General features: G+C 33.1%; 22 protein-coding genes. 16 read left to right on the plus strand and 6 right to left on the minus strand.

Translation table 11 applies throughout. The annotated features are described in order from the left end of the window. Nucleotides 1–123: 123 nt before the first annotated feature. Genes EU95_RS06620 through EU95_RS06605 form a run of 4 tightly spaced genes read left to right on the plus strand, consistent with a single transcriptional unit; the run spans nt 124 to nt 4,040 of the window. Nucleotides 124–966 (plus strand): RNA methyltransferase, encoded by an 843-nt coding sequence (locus EU95_RS06620; protein WP_342665517.1) that lies wholly within the window; start codon nt 124–126, stop codon nt 964–966. Nucleotides 967–973: 7 nt separating this feature from the next. Further along, on the plus strand, nt 974–2,413 hold the full coding sequence (lpdA, locus tag EU95_RS06615; protein ID WP_032521677.1) for a dihydrolipoyl dehydrogenase: 1,440 nt from the start codon (nt 974–976) through the stop codon (nt 2,411–2,413). A 12-nt stretch (nt 2,414–2,425) separates the two neighbouring features. Continuing rightward, nucleotides 2,426–3,313 (plus strand): indole-3-glycerol phosphate synthase TrpC, encoded by an 888-nt coding sequence (trpC, locus tag EU95_RS06610; protein WP_032521678.1) that lies wholly within the window; start codon nt 2,426–2,428, stop codon nt 3,311–3,313. 55 nt (nt 3,314–3,368) lie between these two features. Then, nucleotides 3,369–4,040, plus strand: a complete 672-nt coding sequence (locus tag EU95_RS06605; protein ID WP_032521679.1) for a hydantoin utilization protein A — start codon at nt 3,369–3,371, stop codon at nt 4,038–4,040. Here the strand turns inward: EU95_RS06605 and sodX are convergent. From sodX to EU95_RS06590, 3 genes are all read right to left on the minus strand, one after another. Then, nucleotides 3,999–4,400 carry a nickel-type superoxide dismutase maturation protease gene (gene sodX, locus EU95_RS06600; protein WP_428844178.1) on the minus strand — a complete coding sequence of 134 codons (402 nt, stop codon included), beginning with the start codon at nt 4,398–4,400 and terminating at the stop codon, nt 3,999–4,001. The two genes, EU95_RS06605 and sodX, sit on opposite strands and share 42 nt — an antisense overlap. Next, nucleotides 4,400–4,873, minus strand: a complete 474-nt coding sequence (gene sodN, locus EU95_RS06595) for a superoxide dismutase, Ni (protein ID WP_032521681.1) — start codon at nt 4,871–4,873, stop codon at nt 4,400–4,402. Before sodN ends, sodX begins: the two co-directional genes overlap by 1 nt. A 76-nt stretch (nt 4,874–4,949) precedes the next feature. After that, nucleotides 4,950–5,522 (minus strand): FKBP-type peptidyl-prolyl cis-trans isomerase, encoded by a 573-nt coding sequence (locus EU95_RS06590; protein WP_032521682.1) that lies wholly within the window; start codon nt 5,520–5,522, stop codon nt 4,950–4,952. An 86-nt stretch (nt 5,523–5,608) separates the two neighbouring features. Here EU95_RS06590 and EU95_RS06585 point away from each other — a divergent pair, with 86 nt between their 5' ends. Continuing rightward, nucleotides 5,609–7,096 (plus strand): acyltransferase, encoded by a 1,488-nt coding sequence (locus EU95_RS06585; protein WP_032521683.1) that lies wholly within the window; start codon nt 5,609–5,611, stop codon nt 7,094–7,096. On the opposite strand, the gene mnmA is transcribed toward EU95_RS06585, so the two are convergent. Then, nucleotides 7,089–8,246, minus strand: coding sequence for a tRNA 2-thiouridine(34) synthase MnmA (gene mnmA / locus EU95_RS06580; RefSeq protein ID WP_032521684.1), 1,158 nt, complete (start codon nt 8,244–8,246; stop codon nt 7,089–7,091). The genes EU95_RS06585 and mnmA overlap by 8 nt on opposite strands. 47 nt (nt 8,247–8,293) lie before the next feature. Between mnmA and EU95_RS06575 the strand changes: the two genes are divergently transcribed. Together EU95_RS06575 and EU95_RS06570 are read left to right on the plus strand one after the other, a co-directional pair. Then, entirely contained in the window at nt 8,294–9,859 is a 1,566-nt protein-coding gene (locus EU95_RS06575) for a bifunctional ADP-dependent NAD(P)H-hydrate dehydratase/NAD(P)H-hydrate epimerase (RefSeq protein WP_032521809.1), read from the plus strand. A 139-nt stretch (nt 9,860–9,998) separates the two neighbouring features. Continuing rightward, complete coding sequence (locus EU95_RS06570; RefSeq protein WP_032521685.1) at nt 9,999–10,940, plus strand: RpoD/SigA family RNA polymerase sigma factor; 942 nt, start codon at nt 9,999–10,001, stop codon at nt 10,938–10,940. On the opposite strand, the gene pdhA is transcribed toward EU95_RS06570, so the two are convergent. Then, nucleotides 10,941–12,014 carry a pyruvate dehydrogenase (acetyl-transferring) E1 component subunit alpha gene (gene pdhA / locus EU95_RS06565; RefSeq protein WP_032521686.1) on the minus strand — a complete coding sequence of 358 codons (1,074 nt, stop codon included), beginning with the start codon at nt 12,012–12,014 and terminating at the stop codon, nt 10,941–10,943. 113 nt (nt 12,015–12,127) lie between these two features. On the opposite strand from pdhA, the gene EU95_RS06560 reads away from it, so the two are divergent. The 5 genes from EU95_RS06560 to EU95_RS06540 all read left to right on the plus strand — a co-directional run bounded on the left by EU95_RS06560 (nt 12,128) and on the right by EU95_RS06540 (nt 17,950). Further along, nucleotides 12,128–14,239 carry an IMS domain-containing protein gene (locus tag EU95_RS06560; protein WP_032521687.1) on the plus strand — a complete coding sequence of 704 codons (2,112 nt, stop codon included), beginning with the start codon at nt 12,128–12,130 and terminating at the stop codon, nt 14,237–14,239. Nucleotides 14,240–14,286: 47 nt separating this feature from the next. Continuing rightward, on the plus strand, nt 14,287–15,747 hold the full coding sequence (gene ffh, locus EU95_RS06555; RefSeq protein ID WP_032521688.1) for a signal recognition particle protein: 1,461 nt from the start codon (nt 14,287–14,289) through the stop codon (nt 15,745–15,747). Between the two features lie 54 nt (nt 15,748–15,801). Continuing rightward, on the plus strand, nt 15,802–16,149 hold the full coding sequence (rpsP, locus tag EU95_RS06550) for a 30S ribosomal protein S16 (protein WP_032521689.1): 348 nt from the start codon (nt 15,802–15,804) through the stop codon (nt 16,147–16,149). Nucleotides 16,150–16,182: 33 nt separating this feature from the next. Next, nucleotides 16,183–17,139, plus strand: a complete 957-nt coding sequence (locus EU95_RS06545) for a PhoH family protein (protein ID WP_032521690.1) — start codon at nt 16,183–16,185, stop codon at nt 17,137–17,139. 73 nt (nt 17,140–17,212) lie between these two features. Continuing rightward, complete coding sequence (locus EU95_RS06540) at nt 17,213–17,950, plus strand: Bax inhibitor-1/YccA family protein (protein WP_032521691.1); 738 nt, start codon at nt 17,213–17,215, stop codon at nt 17,948–17,950. A gap of 52 nt (nt 17,951–18,002) precedes the next feature. Here EU95_RS06540 and EU95_RS06535 read toward each other — a convergent pair whose 3' ends face one another. Further along, nucleotides 18,003–18,530, minus strand: a complete 528-nt coding sequence (locus EU95_RS06535) for a hypothetical protein (RefSeq protein ID WP_032521692.1) — start codon at nt 18,528–18,530, stop codon at nt 18,003–18,005. Nucleotides 18,531–18,568: 38 nt separating this feature from the next. Between EU95_RS06535 and era the strand changes: the two genes are divergently transcribed. Genes era through larB form a run of 4 tightly spaced genes read left to right on the plus strand, consistent with a single transcriptional unit; the run spans nt 18,569 to nt 21,791 of the window. Continuing rightward, nucleotides 18,569–19,480: a GTPase Era gene (gene era, locus EU95_RS06530; protein ID WP_032521693.1), complete on the plus strand. Its 912-nt coding sequence runs from the start codon at nt 18,569–18,571 to the stop codon at nt 19,478–19,480. Beyond that, nucleotides 19,481–20,701, plus strand: coding sequence for a tRNA (guanosine(37)-N1)-methyltransferase TrmD (gene trmD / locus EU95_RS09575; RefSeq protein ID WP_080728104.1), 1,221 nt, complete (start codon nt 19,481–19,483; stop codon nt 20,699–20,701). Continuing rightward, nucleotides 20,698–21,138, plus strand: a complete 441-nt coding sequence (locus tag EU95_RS06525) for a TIGR03792 family protein (protein WP_032521694.1) — start codon at nt 20,698–20,700, stop codon at nt 21,136–21,138. Before trmD ends, EU95_RS06525 begins: the two co-directional genes overlap by 4 nt. Next, nucleotides 21,135–21,791, plus strand: coding sequence for a nickel pincer cofactor biosynthesis protein LarB (gene larB, locus EU95_RS06520; protein ID WP_032521695.1), 657 nt, complete (start codon nt 21,135–21,137; stop codon nt 21,789–21,791). The genes EU95_RS06525 and larB overlap by 4 nt, the downstream gene beginning before the upstream one ends. Nucleotide 21,792: the final 1 nt, after the last annotated feature.

The following is a 21,792-nucleotide window of genomic DNA, read 5'->3' on the forward strand; positions in this document are numbered from 1 at the left end:
CTTGAATCTTAATTAAAAGTAAAAATATATTATTGTATTTTTAGTAAGGTTAATTTTGAAAAATCATTGATCAAAATTTTTATGTAATTAAGATATAAATGAAACAAAACCTTTAAATTTCTCATAGAAAATACTTTTTTAAAAATAACTAGTAAAAACAATAATCTAGTTAAAAGATTTAGATCACTTAAAAACGGATCATCTCGCAAAGATATAGACTTTTTTTGCATAGAGGGAACTCATCTTCTAGAAGAATTGTTGAAGTCTAGAAATGCTCCTTCCAAAATTTTAGTTACTGAAAAATGGCTTAGAAAAAATGAAAATCTTGGCGAACAGCTTGATCAATCATTGATAACTCTAGTTTCAGAGGAGGTTTTAGCTTCTGCGATTACAACAATTAATCCAGATGGGGTAGCAGCATTAGTAGAGATTTCATCAATTCCTAATTATCAATTTAATATTAAAGATGACTTTGTTCTTGTTCTCGATAGGATACAAGATCCTGGTAACATGGGTAATCTTTTTAGAACTGCACTAGCTGCGGGCGTTGATGCAATTTTTTTAGCTGGAGGTGCGCACCCATTAAGCCAAAAAGTTTTAAGAGCATCATCTGGCGCTGTCTTTCACCTTCCATTTCAAAGATTTGAGGGTACAGAAGAAGAAATAATAAATTCTTTATTAAAGTCTCTAACTGAATTATCAAATGAAGGATTTAAGGTTTTTTCTACAAGTAGCAATAAAAATTTAAAAAAATCTTCAAAACCATACTGGGAAATTGATTGGACTAAATCTACTGTTTTGATTTTGGGTAATGAGGGTCAAGGTATTCATAAAGAAATTCAAGAAGCTTTTGATGAAACAATTACAATTCCGCATAGTGAGATTGTAGAATCATTGAATGTGGCTTGCGTTGCTGTTCCATTATTACTAGAACGAAAAAGAGTCGCATACACCTCTAATACGTAATTAAAAAGTGGCTGATTCAAGTTTTGATTTTGATTTAATTGTGATAGGAGCAGGATATGGAGGTTTTGATGCCGCCAAACATGCTGCTAATAAGGGATTGAAAGTCGCAATAATAGAATCTTCTGATATGGGAGGTACTTGTGTTAATAAGGGTTGTGTCCCTTCTAAAGCTCTTTTGGCTGCGAGTGGAAAAGTCAGAGAAATAGCTGATCATGAACATTTAGCTAAATTTGGTATTCATGCTTCTCCAGTAAGGTTTGAGAGATCAAAAATTGCAAATCATGCAAACAATTTAGTTTTAAATGTTAGAGAAAATTTAACAAAAACTCTCAAAAGAAATGGAGTTGAAATTATTTTGGGTATTGGCAGAATTGAAGGAAATCAAAAAGTAGGTGTAAGAGATAAAAACGGAATTGACAAAATCTTCACATGTAAGAATATTGTTATAGCAACTGGTTCTTCTCCTTTTGTTCCCCGTGGAATAACTTTGGATAATAGGACTGTATTTACTAGTGATGATGCGGTTAAACTTGAGTGGCTTCCAAGATGGATAGCTATTATTGGAAGTGGATATATAGGATTGGAATTTGCTGATGTTTATACCGCGCTAGGTTGTGAAGTTACCATGATAGAGGCTTTGGAAAATATTATGCCAACATTTGATCCTGATATTACAAAGATTGCTAAGAAGAATCTTATTCAATCAAGAGATATAGATACAAAATCAAATGTATTTGCGACAAAAATAACACCTGGATGTCCTGTAAAAATAGAATTGACAGATGCAAAATCTAAAGAACTTGTAGAAACTTTAGAAGTTGACGCTGTATTAGTTGCAACGGGCAGAAGTCCAAATAGTCATAACTTAAATCTTGAGTCGGTAGGGATCGAAACGGTAAAAGGTTTCATTCCAATAGATGATCAAATGAGGGTTAAAAATGGTGAGAAAATAATACCAAACATTTGGGCTGTTGGAGATGTAACTGGCAAACTAATGCTGGCTCACACAGCGGCAGCCCAAGGTACTATTGCAGTTGATAATATTTGCGGCGGTAATGTCGAAATTAACTATAAAAGTATTCCTGCTGCAACCTTTACTCATCCTGAGATTAGTTCAGTTGGTCTCTCTGAAGCTGAAGCTAAAGAAATATCAGCGAAAGAAAATTTCACATTGGGAGTTGTCAAAAGTTTCTTTAAGGCTAATTCAAAAGCATTAGCTGAATTGGAAAGTGATGGGATGTTAAAGTTAATTTTCAATAAAAATAATGGGAAAGTATTAGGTGCGCACATCTTTGGGTTACATGCGGCTGATTTAATTCAAGAAATTTCGAACGCTATTGCAAGGAACCAAGATGTAATTGAATTATCTACAGAAGTACATACTCATCCCACTCTAAGTGAAGTAGTCGAGGTCGCATATAAACAAGCGGCTTCTCAAATAAAATAGCATTTTGAATTAATGGAAATAAGACGTAGACCTCCAAATCCAACAGTTAGGGTTGAAAATTTAGAATATGCTGTACCTCATAGAGAAGCACAAGCAAAAAATATTCTCGAAGAAATTGTATGGCATAAGGACATTGAAATTAAAAATTTTAAAAAAATAGTTTCTTTGGAAGATCTAATAAAAAAGATTGATAAACTGCCTGCTCCTAAAGATTTCTATAAAAGTATCTTCGAGTCTAAAAGACAACCAGGAGTGATTGCTGAAATAAAAAAAGCTAGTCCTAGCAAAGGTGTTATCAGAGAAGATTTTAATCCTGAAGAGATAGCTTCTTGTTATGAAAGATTAGGTGCAGCATGTATTTCAGTGCTGACCGACAAAAGGTTTTTTAAAGGCAGTTATGAAATACTTGAAACTGTAAGGAAATCAACTAAACTCCCCCTACTCTGCAAAGATTTTATTATTTCTGCTTATCAGATTTATAAAGCAAGGGTATCTGGTGCTGACGCAATATTATTAATCGCAGCGATTTTAAGTGATGACGATTTGATGTATCTAAAGAAAATAGCTGATAATTTAAAGATGAGTGTTCTTGTTGAAGTCCATAACTTTAATGAATTAGAAAGAATACTAAAGTTAAAATCTTTTAAATTGATTGGAATAAATAATAGGGACCTAAAGACTTTTAAAACGGATTTAAAAACATCAATAGAATTGATGAATATATATTCAGATATATTGTTAAAACAAAATATTCTTCCCATTAGTGAATCTGGAATTAATTGTGCCCAAGATTTAGAATCTCTTAGATCTATTGGAATCAAGGGGGTATTAATTGGTGAAACTTTTATGAGAGAAAGTGACATTGAAAAATCTTTCAAGAGATTATTTAACTCAATTTAAATTTGACTTCAAATCGTGCTATAAAGTTTAATAAACAAAGTTGTACTGAATATATATGCAGGCTGTAATTTTAACAGGTATAGTTGCAGGATTTGTGCATGTAGTTAGTGGCGCTGATCATCTAATTGCAATGGCACCAGCAGCGATTAATAATCCCCAAAAAGCTCTTAAAAATAGTTTCTCATGGGGCTTGGGACATTCATCAGGAGTCCTCTTGTTAGCTTTTCTAGCGATTTTTATTAAGGATATTACGCCATTAAATAAATTTTCCAGTATCGCCGAATTCCTAGTTGGAATCTCACTTCTAATTGTTGGAGTATTTGCTATAAAAAATTCTTTTCAATTAAGTATCCACTCGCATTCCCATAAGCATGAGAATGGAATTGCCCATCGTCACTTTCACTTTCATGTTAAGGAACAAAAAAATAATAATAAGCACTCACATGCTTTGACTGGTTTAGGCTTGCTACACGGTATAGCTGGAGGTTCACATTTTCTTGCAGTTCTTCCTGCTTTAGCACTACCTTTAACAAGCGCTTGCTTATACTTGATTTCATATTTGATTGGTTCACTCATAAGTATGAATCTTTTTACTTGTTTAATATCTTTTACTACCTTTAAAGCAAGTCAAAAATTTATTAAAAGATTAATAGCCATAGCAGGAGGGCTTTCCTTTTCTTTGGGATTATTTTGGATTCAAAGAAGTGCTTCTGTTTTTTTGAATTAAAAAATTTTTTAATTTAGGAATAATTAATTTAGAGGTGACAATCCCAATTATTTTTTCGTTATTGATTAATCCAAATTTATTACTATCTTCGCTAAATTCAATATTGTCGCCGATAACCTCAACGTTATTTTGGTTTACTGAATTTATCCTTTTTATTAGGTTTTTATTTTTAATTGGATGATTAAAAATAACTATTTGTCGATTTTTAAGTATTGATTTATTCTTTTTATATTTTTTAAAAAATACAATGTCACCTTCTTTTAGGTAAGGAAACATCGATTCACCTCTAATGATAGCGGTTTTTCTTGAACCTAAAAAAAATAAAATAATATCAAAAAAACTTTTGAAAATAACTCTGATTAACTAGCTTTTACAAAAGCGTCTGATCTTCCTTTTGAAGCCCAGAAAATATTATGAATTTTTTCTACATAACTCATGAGTTCTTCAGCTTGGGCTAAGTCAATATTAACTTTGCATGCACTGCATAATTTGGCCGCCTTCCAAATGGTTTCATGTAAGTCTGGATAAGTTTCTAAATGAACTGGTTTAAAATAATCTGTCCACAAAATTAGAATTTCTTTCTTTGTTTCTTTTGCTTGCTCTTCTTTGACTGCAACATATCTAGAAAATGTATTACTGTATGAAGCCCACTCTGCTGAATCAGTGCTAGAAGGAGCTTCTAATGCAATAAGTTTTTTTGTCATTGATAAAACTGCTTCAGCTGCAACTCTCGTAGAAGCTGGGTCGTAAACACCACAAGGACCATCACAGTGAGCATGGACTGTCATTGGGGATTTTTTATCTAGAAAAGAATTGAATAATTTACTTAACATTTCAAATATTTGGTGTTGTATATATTACTTGGATATTAACTAAATTGAAAAGTCTTAGATATTTTTCTTACTTAATTTAATTGACTTTTAATAATTCAACTTCAAATATTAAAGTCGCATTAGCAGGAATTACATTTCCAGCTCCTCTTGATCCGTATCCAAGTTCCGGAGGTATTGTTAATTTTCTTTTGCCTCCAACTTTCATGCCTGCTACACCTTCGTCCCAACCTTTTATTACTCGTCCAGCACCCAAGGGAAAGCTGAATGGAGCTCTGCCGATACTGGTATCAAATTGTGTCCCGTCTTCTAGTGTTCCTGTGTAATTTACAGTAACAGTTTGTCCAGCACTAGCTTCATCTCCTTCCCCGTTTACGATATCTGCAATAATTAGACCACTTTCTGTAGTCCTTGAATTGTTGTCTGATGGTGTTTCTTCTGCCATAGCGAAAAGTATAGGATTTGGATCAGATGGGTCTAGCTCAAATAAATTATTATTTGAGACATTTGATGATTTTGCAACAGGTGTTCTTTGAACTGACTGGGTTTCTGATTCAGCAGCATTAACAACTTGAGGTGAATTAAATTGACTGAAAAGAGTTAATGAAATACAAAAAACAAAAACTGCAAAACTGATAAAGACTTCTTTCACTTAAATTTTGAAAGTTACTAAATCTTAGTCTACTGAATGAAGGTACAATAAATGGGTGATTATAAATTTAATTTCGTAATTTTAGATTGTTAATCCCAACTCAAATAAAAAGTCTAAGACAATATTTTTACCCTTGTTTAGGGGGGATTTTAGGAGGAATTTCAGTTTCAAATCATTTTTGGCTGATTTTTATGCCGATATCATTATTTATTTTATGGCAGGGAAGTGATAGGAGAATAGCAAATTTTTGTTGGGGTTTTTTCTTTATCTTGATAAGTCATTCTTGGCTTTATGATCTTCATCCATTGTCATGGCTTGGGTTTTCATGGCTTACAAGTTTAATAATCACCATTCTAATATTATTATTTTGCGCTTTTTTGGGTGGGATATTAGTTTATTTATGGGGATTGTTAGTTGAAATCATTCTCTGGAAAGAAGATGTTTTCAAAATGAAAATATTATCTTTAACAGTAAAAGTATTTTTTTTAGCTTTGACTTGGGGTATTGGTGAATTGATACTTTCTCAAACACCTTTTTTTTGGATAGGTTTAGGAGAGAGTCTTATCCCAGGTGATATTTATCTTGCTGGTTTAGCAAGATGGATTGGTGCAAGTGGTTTATGCGTATTACAAATATTGATTGGATTTTGGATTTTTTATATTCAAGGTAGATGGGAAAGAAAACTTTACTTTAAAAAAATATTTCTTTTAGGACTTTTGGTTTTTATTTTCTTACATTTATTTGGAGGTTTAACAACTCCAATTAAAAGAAATTATGAATATCCAGTAGCTATTTGGCAAACTAATATACCAACAAGAGAAAAATTAAAAATAAATGATGAATTTATTGAAGAAAAGCTATTTATCGCTCAAAAGTATGCTTTATCAAACAAAGTGAAACTTCTTGTTGCTCCTGAAGGGACTTTAAATAGTAATTTTTATTTATCTAAAGGCTTTGAGGTTAATACCTTGGCAGGAGGTTTCCGATATTTTAATAATGAGTTAAGAAGTTCTTTACTCGGATTTAAAGTTGGAGATAAATCTTTAAACTCATTTATAGATAAACATAGACTTGTTCCATTAGGTGAAAAAATACCTAGATTTCTAGATAGTTTTTCAAGAGGATTATCTGCTGTAGGAGGAATTCAACCTGGCTCTGATTCAAGATTGTTTGATCCAAAATTTACACAACCTCTGGCAGTAGCTATTTGTTATGAAATTAGTGATGGATTGAAAATAAGAAAGGCTATTAATAGCGGTGCAAAACTAATAATAACTGCAGCAAATTTAGATCCCTATCCAACTAAGCTTTATAATCAATTCCTGTCTTTGGCAAGATTGAGAAGTATTGAAAATAAAAAAGATAATCTACTTGTATCAAACACTGGTCCTTCGGGTTTAGTTAAAGATGATGGGAAAATAATTAAACTTCTAGATTTAAATGTGGAGCAAAATAAAGTAGTTTTCCCCAATTTTTCATCCGACAAGACCTTCTATACAAAATTTGGAGATAAACCTATTTTGTTATTGTTTATATTTTTTATGGGATTAAATTTATTTTGTAAAATTAATTAATTAATCCGCCACCTAATAAAATTTCTCCTGTATAAAAAACTGCAGCTTGTCCCGGTGTTACTGAACTTTGACTTTCTTCAAATATTAATTTAAATGTTTTAGTTGGATTATCTAAATTTTTCAAAGGGATTAAAGTTCCTTTTACAGGATGACTTCTATATCTTATTTGTGCTTCTACTTGTATCTCTTGCTTAGGTTCCTCGATTGAAACCCAGTTAACCTTAGTAATTATTGCTTCTTTATTAAATAGATCACTTTTATCTGCTACATAAACTATGTTTTTTACCCTGTCTAAACTTTTTACATATAATGGATCAGGCCAAGCGATGCCCAAACCTTTTCTTTGACCTACTGTAAAGTGCTGAATTCCATTGTGCGTTCCCAGGACTTTCCCATTTACATGCACAATTTCTCCTCCATTGGGTTCAATGTGTTTGTCGATAAATCTCTGCATTGATCCATAATGCTCAACTAAACATAAATCTTGACTTTCTGGTTTTTGAGCAGTTCTAAGGCCTAATCTCTGGGCTTCCTTTCTTGTTTCTTCTTTTTTCATTTCACCAAGAGGAAATTCTAATCTGCTTAGTACTTCTTGTGAAAGAGAATAAAGAAAATAACTTTGGTCCTTGTTTTCGTCAGCACCTCTTAGAAGAAGGAAGTCCTTAAATACAAAGCTCTTGCAATCAAGTGTTTCAGCATAAGATGATTTTTTTATCCTTGCGTAATGTCCGGTCGCAATATGAGTAAATTCTTTTTTGTTTATTGCGTAATTAAGCATCTCTTCAAACTTCACATTCTTGTTGCACATCGAACATGGCAGTGGAGTGAATCCTTTCTCATAGCTTTCAGTAGTTTTTTTAATTACCTCCCTTTCGAAAATTTCTCTTGAATCTATTATTTTATGATTAATTCCCAAATCTTCACAAAGGCCAGCAGCATCTACTAATCCTTCAGAACAACAGGAGCCTTGTCCTTTCATTAGCCAAAGAGTTAGTCCCTCAACATTCCAGCCTCTTTCTACAAGAAGAGCAGCTGAAAGGGAGCTATCTACGCCACCAGAAAGACCTACAATAATATTTTTCTTCTTTTTAGTTTTATTATTAGAAGAAAAAAAGTTCTCTAATTTTTTATCCTTTTGTGTCTTTAACATGGAAGTTTAAATTTTTTGAACAGTTCTTCAATTGCTTTGTACTAATTATGAACAAAATTGTATGGCCAACAATTGATTTTAAACATTTAATTGTTGATTCAAAGCAAATGTTGATATTAGAGAAAGAAATGTTTTCTGTTGGAATGCCACAAGAAGCATTGATGGAAAAAGCTGGTATCCAAATTAGTAGATGGCTCTTAAAAAAGAAACCTCTTCTAAAGCATGGAATAACTGTTTTTATAGGTCCTGGGCATAATGGCGGGGATGGTGCAGTAATAGCTAGAGAGCTTTTTTTGAAAGGGTATCTAGTCAAGGTATGGTGCCCATTCCCTGTAAAAAAAACACTAACAAATAGCCATATTAATTATCTTACATCTATTGGTGTAAAAAATTTACAAGAACCTCCTGATGCAAAGGGCAAAGAACTTTGGATTGATGCGGTTTTTGGAAATAATCAAAGAGGAAAAGTTGATAGCAAATTAATTAATTTGTTTCTTCAGAAATTTCATAATAAAAAAGGAAAGGTTGTAAGCATAGACGTTCCTACAGGATTATGTCCAGATAAAGGGCAGCCTTTCTCAGATAATGCTGTAAAGGCAGACTACACATTAGCCATTGGTCTTTGTAAGGTTGGATTGTTGCAAGATTCTGCTTTACCTTTTATTGGAGAATTGAAGCATATCGATATTGGGATACCTCCTAAAAAATTATTCAATATCGAAAAAAAGATTTTTAAGGTTACCTATAGTGATGTGGAAAATATTGATCTACCTTTTCTACCCAAAAATTCTAACAAGTATAGACGAGGGAGAACATTATTAATCGCCGGAAGTGGAAAGTATCCAGGAGCTGCATACTTGACATTAAAAGGTGCCATATCAAGCGGAGCAGGTTATATCTCTGCAATCCTACCTGAGTCAATTGCTGATTCTGTTTGGCAAGTTGCTCCAGAAATAGTTTTAAAAGGAACTATGCAATCGAATCAAAATGGTACTGCATCTTTATTCAGTGCATTAAAGGATATTGATCTAAGTGTGTATGATTCAATAGCTGTAGGCCCTGGAATAGGAATTGATAATGATGATTGGCAAAAATCAAAAGATTACTTTATGGATTTTGAAGGATTATTGATTTTGGATGCAGATGCGCTCAATAGAATTTCAGAATCTAAATTAGGATCTAAATTTTTTTTAGAAAGAAAGTACCAAACATGGATTACACCTCATAGCAAAGAATTTTTAAGGTTATTCCCACAAATTAAATGTGAAACTAATCTCGGAATGGCTTTTAAAGCGGCAAAAGAGTTTAATATTAGTATTTTGTTAAAGGGAGCTAACAGTATAGTTGCTGACCAAAAAAAGGTATGGCAACTTTTTGGGACCGATTCTCAGACAGCTAGGGCTGGATTGGGTGATCTCTTATCTGGATTTGTAGCGGGCAGTTCTGCCATTGATTCAACCATCTGCAGAAATATAACAACTGATTTTTTTGCTAAGTACGTTCTTTTACATTCATTTGCCTCATCAAAGTGCAAAACTGGGTCAAATGCATTCGCTATTGGGGATGAATTATCTAAATTAATGAGAAATAGAAAAATGAGACAAATATCTTGAAAGAAACAATTAAGGCGAGTTTTTTATAGTTTTAAACACATAAATATACAAATATTACATGAAATCTGAAGCGCGCATTAAATATTCGGCTATTTCTAAAAAAATGTAGGAAAGTTTTAATACCTTATGCGGGTTAAAAATGGTTTCATCTATTCCAACACAAGCAGAACCACAAAAAAGAAGAGGAAATGATCCTATAAGTTGGTACCTGCAAAATATCGGTAGAGTACCTTTATTAACTCCTTCTGAAGAAATTGAATTGGGTAATCAAGTTCAGAAAATGATGATACTTACTGAAGATGGTCAATTAAACGAAAAAAATAAAGAATTCTCTAAACAAGAAAAAAGAACAATAAAAATTGGCAGAAGATCAAAAGAGAGAATGATGAAAGCAAATCTTAGATTAGTTGTAAGTGTAGCGAAGAAATACCAAGGTAAAGGTTTAGAACTTCTTGACCTAGTTCAGGAGGGGTCTCTTGGTTTAGAAAGGGCTGTTGAAAAATTTGATCCGACAAGAGGATATAAGTTTTCTACATATGCCTTCTGGTGGATTAGACAAAGTATGACAAGAGCAATTGCTTGTCAATCTAGAACAATCAGGTTGCCGGTACATTTAAGCGAGAGATTAGCATCTATAAGAAAAGTTAGTAGGGATCTAGCACACAAACTTGGTGCCATGCCAAGCAGAATTGAAATTGCAGAAGCAATGGAAATTGATGTGGAGGAATTAGATTCTGTTTTGAGACAGGCTTTATCAACAAGTAGTTTAGATGCACCAGTTAATGGTGATGATGGCAGAAGCTTTTTAGGAGATTTAATTGCAGATAGTAATAATGAAGAGCCTTTAGATCAAGTTGAGCAGAAAATGCATCAAGAGCAACTTGGGAAGTGGTTAAGTCACCTAAGTGAGCAAGAACAGCATGTTCTTAAATTAAGGTTTGGATTAGATGGGAATGAGCGACACACACTTGCTGAAATAGGAAGATTATTAGAAGTTTCTAGAGAAAGAGTTAGACAGGTTGAATTGAAGGCATTAAGAAAGTTAAGAAATTTAACTAGAAAATTGCCTAGCGGAATTTAATTAATCTTCAGCCCAAATATATCTAGTTAATTCTTCTGAAGGGGGCTCAGGCGCTTCCAAAGCATTTTTAACAGATTCTGATATCTCGGTATCAATTTTCTTATCAATACTCTTTAATTCTTCTTCCGTTGCAAATTTACCCTCAATAATTTCTTGCGCTAATTTTTTAATGGGATCTCTTTTCCCCCAAAACTCTTTCTCTTTCTCAGACCTTAATTCATCTGGGTCTGCAAGAGAATGTCCTCTAAATCGGTAAGTCAAGCATTCTAAAAGTGTTGGCCCTTCTCCAGCTCTTGCACGCTCAATTGCCCTTTGTGCTGCTCCTCTAACTGCTAATACATCCATTCCATCTACTTCTTCGCCATGCATTCCAAAAGCAGAGGCTTTTCTCCAGATTTCAGGATTGCTAGTAGCTCTGTCATGAGCCATACCGATGGCCCATTTATTGTTCTCAACAACAAAAATTATGGGTAATTTCCATAATTGCGCCATGTTTAAACATTCAAAAAACTGTCCATTATTGCAAGTTCCATCACCAAAGAATGCTGCAGTTACTGAATCACTGCTTTTATCACAAGCAACTTCCTTTTTGTATCTACTTGAAAAGGCTGCTCCTAAAGCAACTGGAATTCCTTCTCCAATAAATGCATATCCTCCAAGTAAGTGATGCTCTCTTGAAAATAAATGCATGGAACCTCCTCGGCCTTTGCTGCAACCTGTGGCTTTACCAAAAAGTTCACTCATTACTTCAAAGGAGGGAACACCTGCACTTAGTGCATGAACATGATCGCGGTAGGTACTACAAAACCAATCATGTTTTTTTTTCATAGCGCCAATTACGCCAGTACTTATTGCCTCTTGACCGTTATACAAGTGAACGAAACCAAACATTTTTCCTCTGTAATACATCTCTGCACACTTATCTTCGAATCTTCGACCAAGAGTCATATCTTCATAAAGAAATAATCCTGTTTCTCGATCTAGTTCGGCTTTTTTAAAGTCTTGAAGATTTGAGATTCTCTCTACGTGTGTTTCCAAGAAAAATACCTTAATGAAGTTTTGATTTGTTAACATTCTAAGCCGTGAAGGGCAATTTTCATGATTTTTTTTAATAACTCTGTAAGACCTTATGAAAAAATTTTTTAACTTGATAAAATTTATCTAAGAATTTTCAATAGGATATTTGCTTGGAACTTCCTTTAGACCATTTTCGTTTAATTGGCGTAAGCCCCTCTGCATCATCTGAGGAAATATTAAGGGCGTTTCAATTACGGTTAGATAAGACACCCGATGAAGGTTTTACTTACGAAGTTTTAACCCAAAGATCTGAGTTACTTCGACTAACTGCGGATTTACTTACAGATCCAGAAAGCAGGAGAGAATATGAAAATTTGTTATTAAATGGTGAGTCTGGACTGGAGTTTTCTTCAAATAGAGAAGTAGCAGGATTAATACTTCTTTGGGAATCAGGTTCTTCTAAAGAAGCTTTTAAAATCACAAGAAAAGCGTTGCAGCCTCCACAAACTCCAGCTTTAGGAAGTAGTAGAGAAGCTGATTTAACATTATTGGCTGCTTTAACAGCTAGAGATTCTGCGATTCAAGAACAACAGCTTAGATCTTATTCGAACGCGGCAGACTTTTTACAAGAGGGTATTCAACTTCTTCAAAGAATGGGAAAACTTGGTGATAGAAGAAAAGAGCTTGAAGAAGACTTGCTTTCTCTTCTTCCTTACAGGATTCTAGATCTACTAAGTAGGGATTTAAATGATCAGGAGTCTCATAAAAAAGGTTTAAGTATGTTGGAAAATTTAATAATTAAAAGAGGTGGTTTAGAGGGTAATAATAAATCTGAGTATAAGGATTATCTTAGTCAGCAAGAATTTGAAACTTTTTTTCAACAAATAAAACCATTTTTGACAGTCCAAGAACAAATAGATTTGTTTCTTGAATTACAAAAAAGAGGATCATTAGAAGCAGGATTTTTAGCTTTCCTATCCTTAACAGCTATTGGCTTTTCAAGAAGAAAACCTGAAAAATTATTTGAAGCAAGGAGAATACTAAAGAAGCTTAATTTATCAGGTTTAGATTCAATGCCTCTTATTGGTTGTCTAGATCTACTTTTGGCGGATATTGATCAAGCTTCTGCAAGGTTCTCTAGTAGTTCTGATGAGAATTTAAGAGATTGGCTTAATAATTATCCAGGAAACAAGTTAGAAGCGATATGTATTTTCTGTAAAAATTGGTTGGAGAACGATGTTTTAGTTGGTTATAGAGATATTGACTCAAAAGAGGTGGATTTAGATTCTTGGTTTGAAGATAGGGAAATTCAGGAATTTATTGAAAAATTAGAAAAGAAATCAATCAAGACTACAATTAAATCAAATTTTCAAAACGAACAGTTAAGACAAGAATCTTCGATAAACATCACTGAAAATGTTGATAATGCATTGATTAATATTGATGAAAGGAAATTGCCTTGGCCAGGGGGCATTAAAATTAAACAAGAATACGAAAAGTTTGATACCGAAGAGAATAAGTTCAATAAGAAAAACTTTAAAAATAAACCTATAGAGGTTTATAGTTACTTAATCGAAAAAATTGCAGAATTTAAGTTTAGTTTTGGCGAATTTTTAAGTCACAAAAAAATTTTTAGTCAGTCACCATATCTAATTTATATATATGCGTTTTTAATCCTATTCACATTTGGTATTGGGATTGGATTTTTAAGAAATAATTCCAAAAATTCAATTCAAGGTAATCCTGTTGTAGATCAACCTTTTATAGTTGGAGATAAAAAGGTTAGCGAGAAAAATAATATTCAAGAAATAAAGAAGAAATCTAAATCTCCAAAGCAATCAAACTCAATATCTGGGGAAATTACTCCAAATGTATCGTTTAAAGTAAATAAAATAACTAATAGCTCTCCTTCTTTAGATGAGATAAGAAATTTAATTAATGCCTGGCTTCAAAGTAAAAGTAATTATTTAGCTGGAAAGAGTGAAATTAATCTTTCCAAGATTGTTAACAATGGTTTAATTGATAGGACAATTGAAGAAAGAAAAAATGATATCAAGAAAGGAATTTATAAAGAAATTTATTCTCAAATAATGAAGATAGATTTAGAATCTCAAACCTCCTCAAGGATTGTTGTTTTAGTAGAATTAAATTATCTAGAAAGAATAGTAAAGAGTTCTGGAGAACTTGTTAATGAAACGATATTGAATCCGTTAAAAGTTAAATATATTTTAGGTTTTTCTAATAAATCATGGAAATTAGTTGATTTTGTAAGCGGCTTATAAATAGAAACTTCAAGATCATCTATAATATTTAAAATTTCTTTTTAATAATGTTTGATGAACTCTCATCACGCTTTGAAGACGCAGTAAAAGGTTTAAGAGGCGAAGCAAAGATTAGTGAAAATAATATCAATGATGCCTTGAATCAAGTAAAAAGAGCACTACTTGATGCAGACGTTAGTTTATCTGTAGTAAAAGAGTTTATATCTGATGTCAAAGATAAGGCTATTGGAGAAGAAGTAGTTAGGGGGGTAAACCCAGGTCAAAAATTTATAGAAGTTGTAAATAAAGAATTGATTAACATAATGGGAAATGAAAATTCTCCATTAAAAGAAAATGAAAATAGTCCAACCGTTATTTTAATGGCTGGACTACAGGGGGCTGGTAAAACAACTGCAACAGGAAAATTAGGCCTCTATTTGAAGGAAAAAGAAAAAAAAGTTCTTTTAGTAGCTGCAGATATTTATCGGCCAGCAGCTGTAGAACAACTTCAAACATTAGGAAGTCAATACGATTTAGAAGTTTTTTCAGCTAAAGAAAAAAATAGTAAACCAGAAGAGATTGCTAAGGAAGCGTTGAATTATGCGAATGAAAATGATTTTAATTCGATAATTATTGACACTGCAGGAAGATTGCAAATTGATGATTCAATGATGAGTGAAATGGTTCGGATAAAAGAAGTTTCTAATCCTGATGAAGTTTTACTTGTTGTTGATTCTATGATTGGACAAGAAGCTGCTGACTTGACAAAGTCATTTCATGAAAAAGTAGGCATTTCAGGAGCAATATTAACTAAGTTGGATGGCGACTCAAGAGGAGGCGCTGCCTTGTCAATAAGAAAAATTAGTGGTAAACCTATCAAATTTATTGGTGTAGGTGAAAAAATAGAGGCACTGCAACCGTTCCACCCAGAAAGAATGGCTAGCAGAATTTTAGGAATGGGTGATGTATTAACACTTGTTGAAAAAGCCCAAAAAGAAGTTGAGCTTGCTGATGCAGAAGCTATGCAAAAGAAACTTCAAGAAGCAACTTTTGATTTTAATGATTTTGTTAAGCAAATGAGATTAATTAAAAGGATGGGATCACTTGGTGGATTAATAAAATTAATACCTGGAATGAATAAAATCGATGAAGGGATGATAAAAGATGGAGAGGACCAACTGAAGAAAATAGAATCTATGATATCCTCAATGACTCTTGAGGAGAAACAAAAACCTGAGGTGCTTGCTGCTCAGCCTTCAAGAAGACAAAGGATCGCTCAGGGTAGTGGCTATGAGGCAAAAGATGTAGATAAAGTTTTAGCTGATTTTCAAAGAATGAGAGGTTTTATGAAACAAATGTCAAATGGTGGAATGCCAGGAATGGGAGGAATGCCAGGAATGGGAGGAATGCCAGGAATGGGAGGAATGCCAGGAATGGGAGGAATGCCAGGAATGGGAGGAATGAGTAGTAATAAACCAATGAAAAAACAAAAAAATAATAAGAAGAAAAAAGGTTTTGCTGATTTATAATTTCTAAATTTTTACCTTTAAATGATATTATTATTAAAAACGCATTGATTTAAGATGATTAAATTGCGCCTTAAGCGCTTTGGAAAGAAAAAAGAGGCAAGTTTCAGAATTGTTGCATGCAATAGTACTTCCAGAAGAGATGGTAGACCTTTACAAGAACTAGGTTTTTACAACCCAAGAACTAAGGAAACTAGGCTCGACACCGAAGCTTTAAGAGCAAGGCTCACTCAGGGTGCTCAGCCAACTAATGTTGTTAGGACTTTATTAGAAAAAGGAGGGTTATTGGAAAAAATAGAAAGACCCTCTATCGCAATTGGCAAAGCAAAGTTAGAGAAGGAAAAAGCAGCTAAAGCTAAAACTAAAGTTGATGAAAGTGATAGTAATGAAGCTGAAAGCAAGTAGTTTGATAAATTTTTTTTCAAATATAATAACTAGATGAAAGAAGTTTCCAAAATTGGTCACTTCACAATTGATTTGCCCAGCTCTGATGCTGCAACAGCATTATCTGGACCTGGGAATTCATTCTTAAAAAAGTTTGAGTCTCTTACAGGAGTTTCTTTAACCATAAGAGGCTTACAACTTGAAATGAACGGTGTAATATCTAAAATTGAAAGAGCATCAGCATTGGTGGAGCTGACAAGACCTATTTGGGAACAAGGTTTAGAAGTCCCAGAGGTAGATCTTAAAGCTGCTTTAAGTTCTTTAAATATGGGAGAGTCATCTTCCCATGCTGAACTTGGGAAAAAAGTTCTCGCTCGCTCCAAAGAGGGAAGATATTTGAGACCAAGAACTCTAAGACAAAAAGAATATGTTGAATCAATTGAAAACTTTGACCTTACCTTTGCAATTGGCCCAGCAGGAACTGGTAAGACATTTTTGGCAACTGTTTGTGCTGCAAGACTATTAAACGAGAAAAAAATAGAAAAAATTGTTTTAACCAGACCAGCCGTAGAGGCTGGTGAAAGTTTGGGATTTCTGCCAGGAGATTTGCAACAAAAAGTAGATCCATATTTAAGACCCCTATTTGATTCTTTACATAGTATTTTTGGATTTGATAGAACAAATTCGTTGATCGATAAAGGAATTATTGAAGTTGCTCCTTTGGCATTTATGAGAGGCAGAACTTTGGAAAATTCTTTGATTATTTTGGACGAAGCACAAAATACAACTTGCTCTCAAATGAGAATGTTTTTAACCAGATTAGGCGAGAGATCGAAAATGGTTGTTAATGGAGACATTACTCAAATTGATTTAAAAAAAGATCAGGAAAGTGGCCTAATCGAAGCATCAAGAATTTTCTCTGAAACCGAAGGTATAAAATTTTGTTATCTAACTGTTGAAGATGTAGTGCGTCATCCTTTAGTTCAGAAAATTATTGAGGCTTATCAATGACCCCATAGCTATGGTGATCCGTACCCTGAAATTTTAAAAATCAAGTAGAATAAAACTATTACAATTTAAAAAAATGCCAGCAAGTAGTAATTTTAATCAAGCTATTCGTGAAGCACAAACTAGTTCCATTGTTGGACCTAATGTGGTGCAAAAGGCTTTACCCTACGTGGGTGGGGGTATGGTACTGACTTCTTTAGGTGTTTTAGCCGGTGTATCACTGATAGCGACAAACCCAGGACTTTTCCAGCCTCTCTCAATTTTAGCTTTAATTGCCGAACTTATTTTGTTTTTTATTGCGACAAGCGCTGCAAATAATGCAAATAATGCAAAGGCCTTACCTTTACTAACAGGATTTAGTTTGCTAACTGGATTCACTTTGAGTGGAATAGTAGCTTTAGCAATAGGAACAATTGGTATTGGTTCGGTTGGAACAGCCGCATTAGCTACAGGTATAACTTTCGTCATTGCCTCTTATACTGGGCAAAGAATGAGTGATAGTGTTGGTCAGGCACTATCTGGAGTTGTTGGCCTTGGGTTGATAGGACTTCTCATAGCAATGTTTGTCCAATTAATTGGAGGTTTCTTTGCTCCTGGAGTTTTTGGAGGTTCAGGACTTGAATTGATAATTGCAGGTTTCGGAACCGTTTTATTTGTTGCAATGTCTTTTGTAGATTTCTATACAATGCCTAGAAGATACAATGATGATCAATACTTAGCAGGAGCTTTAGGTATGTATCTGACTTACATAAATCTCTTCGTGTTCATATTGAGATTAATGATTGCACTTCAAGGTGGTGGAAGAAGAGACTAAATAAATAAACTTAATATCTAATTCGAAGCGTAGGATTTTTTCTACGCTTTTTTTATTGGGCGATATCAAGAATTTGTTTTCTTATAAATGCCTTTTGTTCTGAATCATATTTTATTGAATTATCAAAACTATTCCCCATATTGTCTAAGTCTTGAAGGACTTGATTCACAGTCTTTGTAACACACTTTGTTTCTAGTAGTCTCAAAATTTCTTTACATCTATCTGAAATTTTTTCTGAAGTCATTTCATATTCATGATTATTTTTTCTTCGATGAATAATAATTTGGGCGCTGCTCATTATTAAATTTTTTACTACGATTTCTACTACAGCTTCACCACCTTCGTTAAGTTTGAAAATTAAGGAAAAAGGAAGTTTATCTAATAAAAAACATTCTTTATCTGATAAAGCATAAGCAAAAAATCCTCTGAGTCCAATTTTTGTTTTAATTAGTTCTGATATTCTATCGGCTAAAACCTCATCGCTAAGTAAATCTTCTTCCCATTCTTTGCACCACTGTGCTGAAATATTTATTGCTTGGGTAAACGAAGCTTCTTTTAAATTTATGGTTTTTTTTGTCATTTTTGATCAGAATTTTATTATTGATGCATTAATAGTCTTTGAACAATTATAGATCTGGGTTCGTAACTTTACTAGGAAGGCCTAATGTGGGTAAATCTACTTTAATAAATAAATTGATTGGAGAAAAAATAACAATTACTTCTCCAATAGCGCAAACTACTAGAAATAAATTAAAAGGGATACTTACTAAAGAAAATGGGCAAATAATTTTTGTCGATACTCCAGGTGTTCATAAACCTCATAATAGACTTGGAGAGATATTAGTAAAAAATGCAAAATCTGCAATTAATGGTGTAGATATGGTAATTTTTGTTATTGATTCAAGTGAAGAACCTGGGAGAGGCGATGAATATATATTGAACTTTTTAATAGCAAATAAAACTGAGTTTATTGTTGCACTAAATAAGTGGGATTTGGTTAATAAAGAATTTAGGAATTTACGATTGGAACAATATAGAAGATTTTTTGGAAAAAATAGAAACTTACAAATTGTAAGTGCTTCTCAAGGAGAAGGATGTTCTGAACTAATCGATATGGCACTTAATTATCTTCCAGAGGGACCAAAACTTTATAGCGAAGAGACTATATGTGACCAACCATTAGATAATTTATTATCTGATTTAGTAAGAGAGCAGGTTTTGAGAAATACAAGAGAAGAAGTACCTCATAGTGTTGCAGTAAAGATAGAAAAGATAGAGGAAATGAAAAGAAAAAATGGCAAAAGATTTACAGCTATTTTGGCTACTATTATTGTTGAAAGATCAACTCAAAAAGCAATTCTTATTGGGAAGAAAGGTTCAATGTTAAAAATTATTGGTCAATCAGCAAGGTCAAATATGTCAGAATTGATTGATGGTCCAGTCCACCTAGAGTTGTTTGTGAAAGTTGTTCCAAATTGGAGAAAAAAAGAAAAAAGGTTAATTGAATTTGGTTATGAGGAAGACTTCTAGATGAGTAGTTTTAATTTTGATGTAATTACTTTGTTCCCTAAAGCCTTTGAATTATTAAATAATTTAGGGGTCATAACAAGAGCTTTAGATAAGAATTTGATAAATGTAAATTTGCATGATTTAAGAGAATTTGGTGAAGGTTCTTACAGACAAGTAGACGATAAGCCTTATGGAGGAGGGGCAGGAATGGTACTAAAACCTGAACCCATTTATAAGGCATATGAATCACTTAGAAAATCACCTAAAAGTAAAACTCTGTTGATGACACCACAAGGTAAAGTCTTAAAGCAAAAAGATCTTACGAGATGGTCCACTTTGGATCAAATAATAATTATTTGTGGTCAATATGAAGGTTTTGATGAAAGGATTAGATGTTTAGCTGATGAAGAGATATCATTAGGCGATTTTGTACTTTCTGGAGGTGAAATACCTGCTATATCGATAATTAATGGGTTGACTAGATTATTACCAGGAACTCTTGGTGATCCGGACTCCTTAATGGATGAGAGTCATAATTCTTCTTTATTAGAATATCCTCAATACACGAGGCCATTAAGTTTTAAAGATATGAAAGTGCCAGATATTTTAGTAAGCGGTAACCATGAAGAGATTAAATTGTGGAGAAGGCAAAAAAGTATTGAAAGAACATTGGAGAGAAGAAGTGACTTAATTTCAAATGAAAACTATAAAAAATTGCCACAAAGTAAGAGAATAATAATAGAATCTAATCAATTTATGAAATTTAGAATAGGTAATGGATACGATATTCACAGACTAGTAGCTGATAGAGACTTAATTATTGGAGGTGTAAAAATGCATCATCCCGAAAATTTAGGATTGGATGGTCATAGTGATGCTGATGTTTTAAGTCACTCAATAATGGATGCATTATTGGGAGCACTTTCTCTAGGCGATATAGGAAAATATTTCCCACCATCTGATGAAAAATGGAAAAATGCTGATAGCTTATTTTTGTTATCACAAGTAATTGACTTGATAAGACGAGATGGCTGGGAAATAAATAATATTGATAGTGTCCTTGTTGTAGAAAGGCCAAAAATCATGCCACATATAAAATTAATGAAAAAAAACATTTCTAAGATCTTAAATATTGATGAAAATTTAATTGGGATTAAAGCAACTACGAATGAGAAATTAGGTCCTGAAGGGAGAGAGGAGGGTATAAGTTGCCATTCAGTAGTACTACTTGAAAAAAAATGAAATTAAATTTGAAAAAAAAATTTCAAAGATTTTGTTTAGTATTAATCTGCTTAGTGATTTTAATTCTTCAATCTGATATTCCCAATTTAAAAGCTCTTACTATGGATAATTATCAAGGTGAAATGGTCACAGAGGAATTAAGACTTAAAGTCCCTGCTGATGTAAAAGCAGCATGGTTGAATGCTGAAAACGAAGTATGGGAGCCATGGTTATCTTCTCAAGATGGTTTTTTAGGGAGACAATTATTTTGGGATAAAGAAAAAGAAGAAGCTTTAATATTGGTAAATTGGGAAAGTAAAAAATTATGGAAAAGCATACCAATGTCAGAAGTAAATGAAGTCCAACAAAAATTTGAAGATAATGTTAAAGCTGCTCTCAATTTAGAAGAAAATCCTTTTGAGTTGATTTATGAGGGAGAGTTGGATAAGCAAAGATGAATTTTGATATCAAGTTTGATTTTCAAAGAAGGGAGAGACTTGGACTTATTGAGGCTATTTGGGGTCAAGATAAGAGTATCGACCAATTAAAGAGATTATCTGAAAGTGTATTAAGTAAAAATGAGGTTGTTTTCATTACCAGGATAAATAGTGAAAAGGCTAATTATCTTTTAGATTTGTACGATGATGCACAATTCTATGAAGAAGCAAATTGCCTAATAATTGGGAAGAATCTGAATAAAATAAATACAAATAAAAAAGTTGCCATAATTTCAGGAGGTTCAAGTGATTTGGGCGTAACACTTGAGGCACAATTAGCGCTTAAAATTTATGGAGTGAATAGTCAATCCTTTATTGATGTTGGAGTAGCAGGACTTCATCGATTAATGAGTCAGTTGGAAGAAATTAATAAATATAATGTTTTAATAGTTTGTGCTGGAATGGAAGGGGCTTTGGCGACAGTTGTGGGAGGATTGTTGGCACAACCGATAATCGCGGTACCTGTCTCAGTCGGCTACGGTGTTAGTAAGGATGGAGAAACTGCTTTAAATAGCATGTTGTCTAGTTGTTCCCCAGGTATTGCAGTTATGAATATAGATAATGGCTACGGTGCAGCGATGGCAGCTCTTAGAATTATTAAAAGTATTTCTTAAA

The sequence above is a fragment of the Prochlorococcus marinus str. MIT 9201 genome (assembly GCF_000759955.1).
Classification (GTDB): Bacteria; Cyanobacteriota; Cyanobacteriia; order PCC-6307; family Cyanobiaceae; genus Prochlorococcus_A; species Prochlorococcus_A marinus_G.

What these genes read in the sequence shown, in the direction of transcription:
- ffh (WP_032521688.1), top strand. Translation starts at nt 14,287, where the DNA reads ATGTTTGATGAACTCTCATCACGCTTTGAAGACGCAGTAAAAGGTTTA.
- rpsP (WP_032521689.1), top strand. Translation starts at nt 15,802, where the DNA reads ATGATTAAATTGCGCCTTAAGCGCTTTGGAAAGAAAAAAGAGGCAAGT.
- EU95_RS06570 (WP_032521685.1), top strand. Translation starts at nt 9,999, where the DNA reads ATGGTTTCATCTATTCCAACACAAGCAGAACCACAAAAAAGAAGAGGA.
- pdhA (WP_032521686.1), bottom strand. Translation starts at nt 12,014, where the DNA reads ATGTTAACAAATCAAAACTTCATTAAGGTATTTTTCTTGGAAACACAC.
- sodN (WP_032521681.1), bottom strand. Translation starts at nt 4,873, where the DNA reads ATGTTAAGTAAATTATTCAATTCTTTTCTAGATAAAAAATCCCCAATG.
- trmD (WP_080728104.1), top strand. Translation starts at nt 19,481, where the DNA reads ATGAGTAGTTTTAATTTTGATGTAATTACTTTGTTCCCTAAAGCCTTT.
- EU95_RS06535 (WP_032521692.1), bottom strand. Translation starts at nt 18,530, where the DNA reads ATGACAAAAAAAACCATAAATTTAAAAGAAGCTTCGTTTACCCAAGCA.
- mnmA (WP_032521684.1), bottom strand. Translation starts at nt 8,246, where the DNA reads ATGTTAAAGACACAAAAGGATAAAAAATTAGAGAACTTTTTTTCTTCT.
- EU95_RS06525 (WP_032521694.1), top strand. Translation starts at nt 20,698, where the DNA reads ATGAAATTAAATTTGAAAAAAAAATTTCAAAGATTTTGTTTAGTATTA.
- EU95_RS06575 (WP_032521809.1), top strand. Translation starts at nt 8,294, where the DNA reads ATGAACAAAATTGTATGGCCAACAATTGATTTTAAACATTTAATTGTT.
- trpC (WP_032521678.1), top strand. Translation starts at nt 2,426, where the DNA reads ATGGAAATAAGACGTAGACCTCCAAATCCAACAGTTAGGGTTGAAAAT.
- EU95_RS06545 (WP_032521690.1), top strand. Translation starts at nt 16,183, where the DNA reads ATGAAAGAAGTTTCCAAAATTGGTCACTTCACAATTGATTTGCCCAGC.
- EU95_RS06605 (WP_032521679.1), top strand. Translation starts at nt 3,369, where the DNA reads ATGCAGGCTGTAATTTTAACAGGTATAGTTGCAGGATTTGTGCATGTA.
- EU95_RS06540 (WP_032521691.1), top strand. Translation starts at nt 17,213, where the DNA reads ATGCCAGCAAGTAGTAATTTTAATCAAGCTATTCGTGAAGCACAAACT.
- larB (WP_032521695.1), top strand. Translation starts at nt 21,135, where the DNA reads ATGAATTTTGATATCAAGTTTGATTTTCAAAGAAGGGAGAGACTTGGA.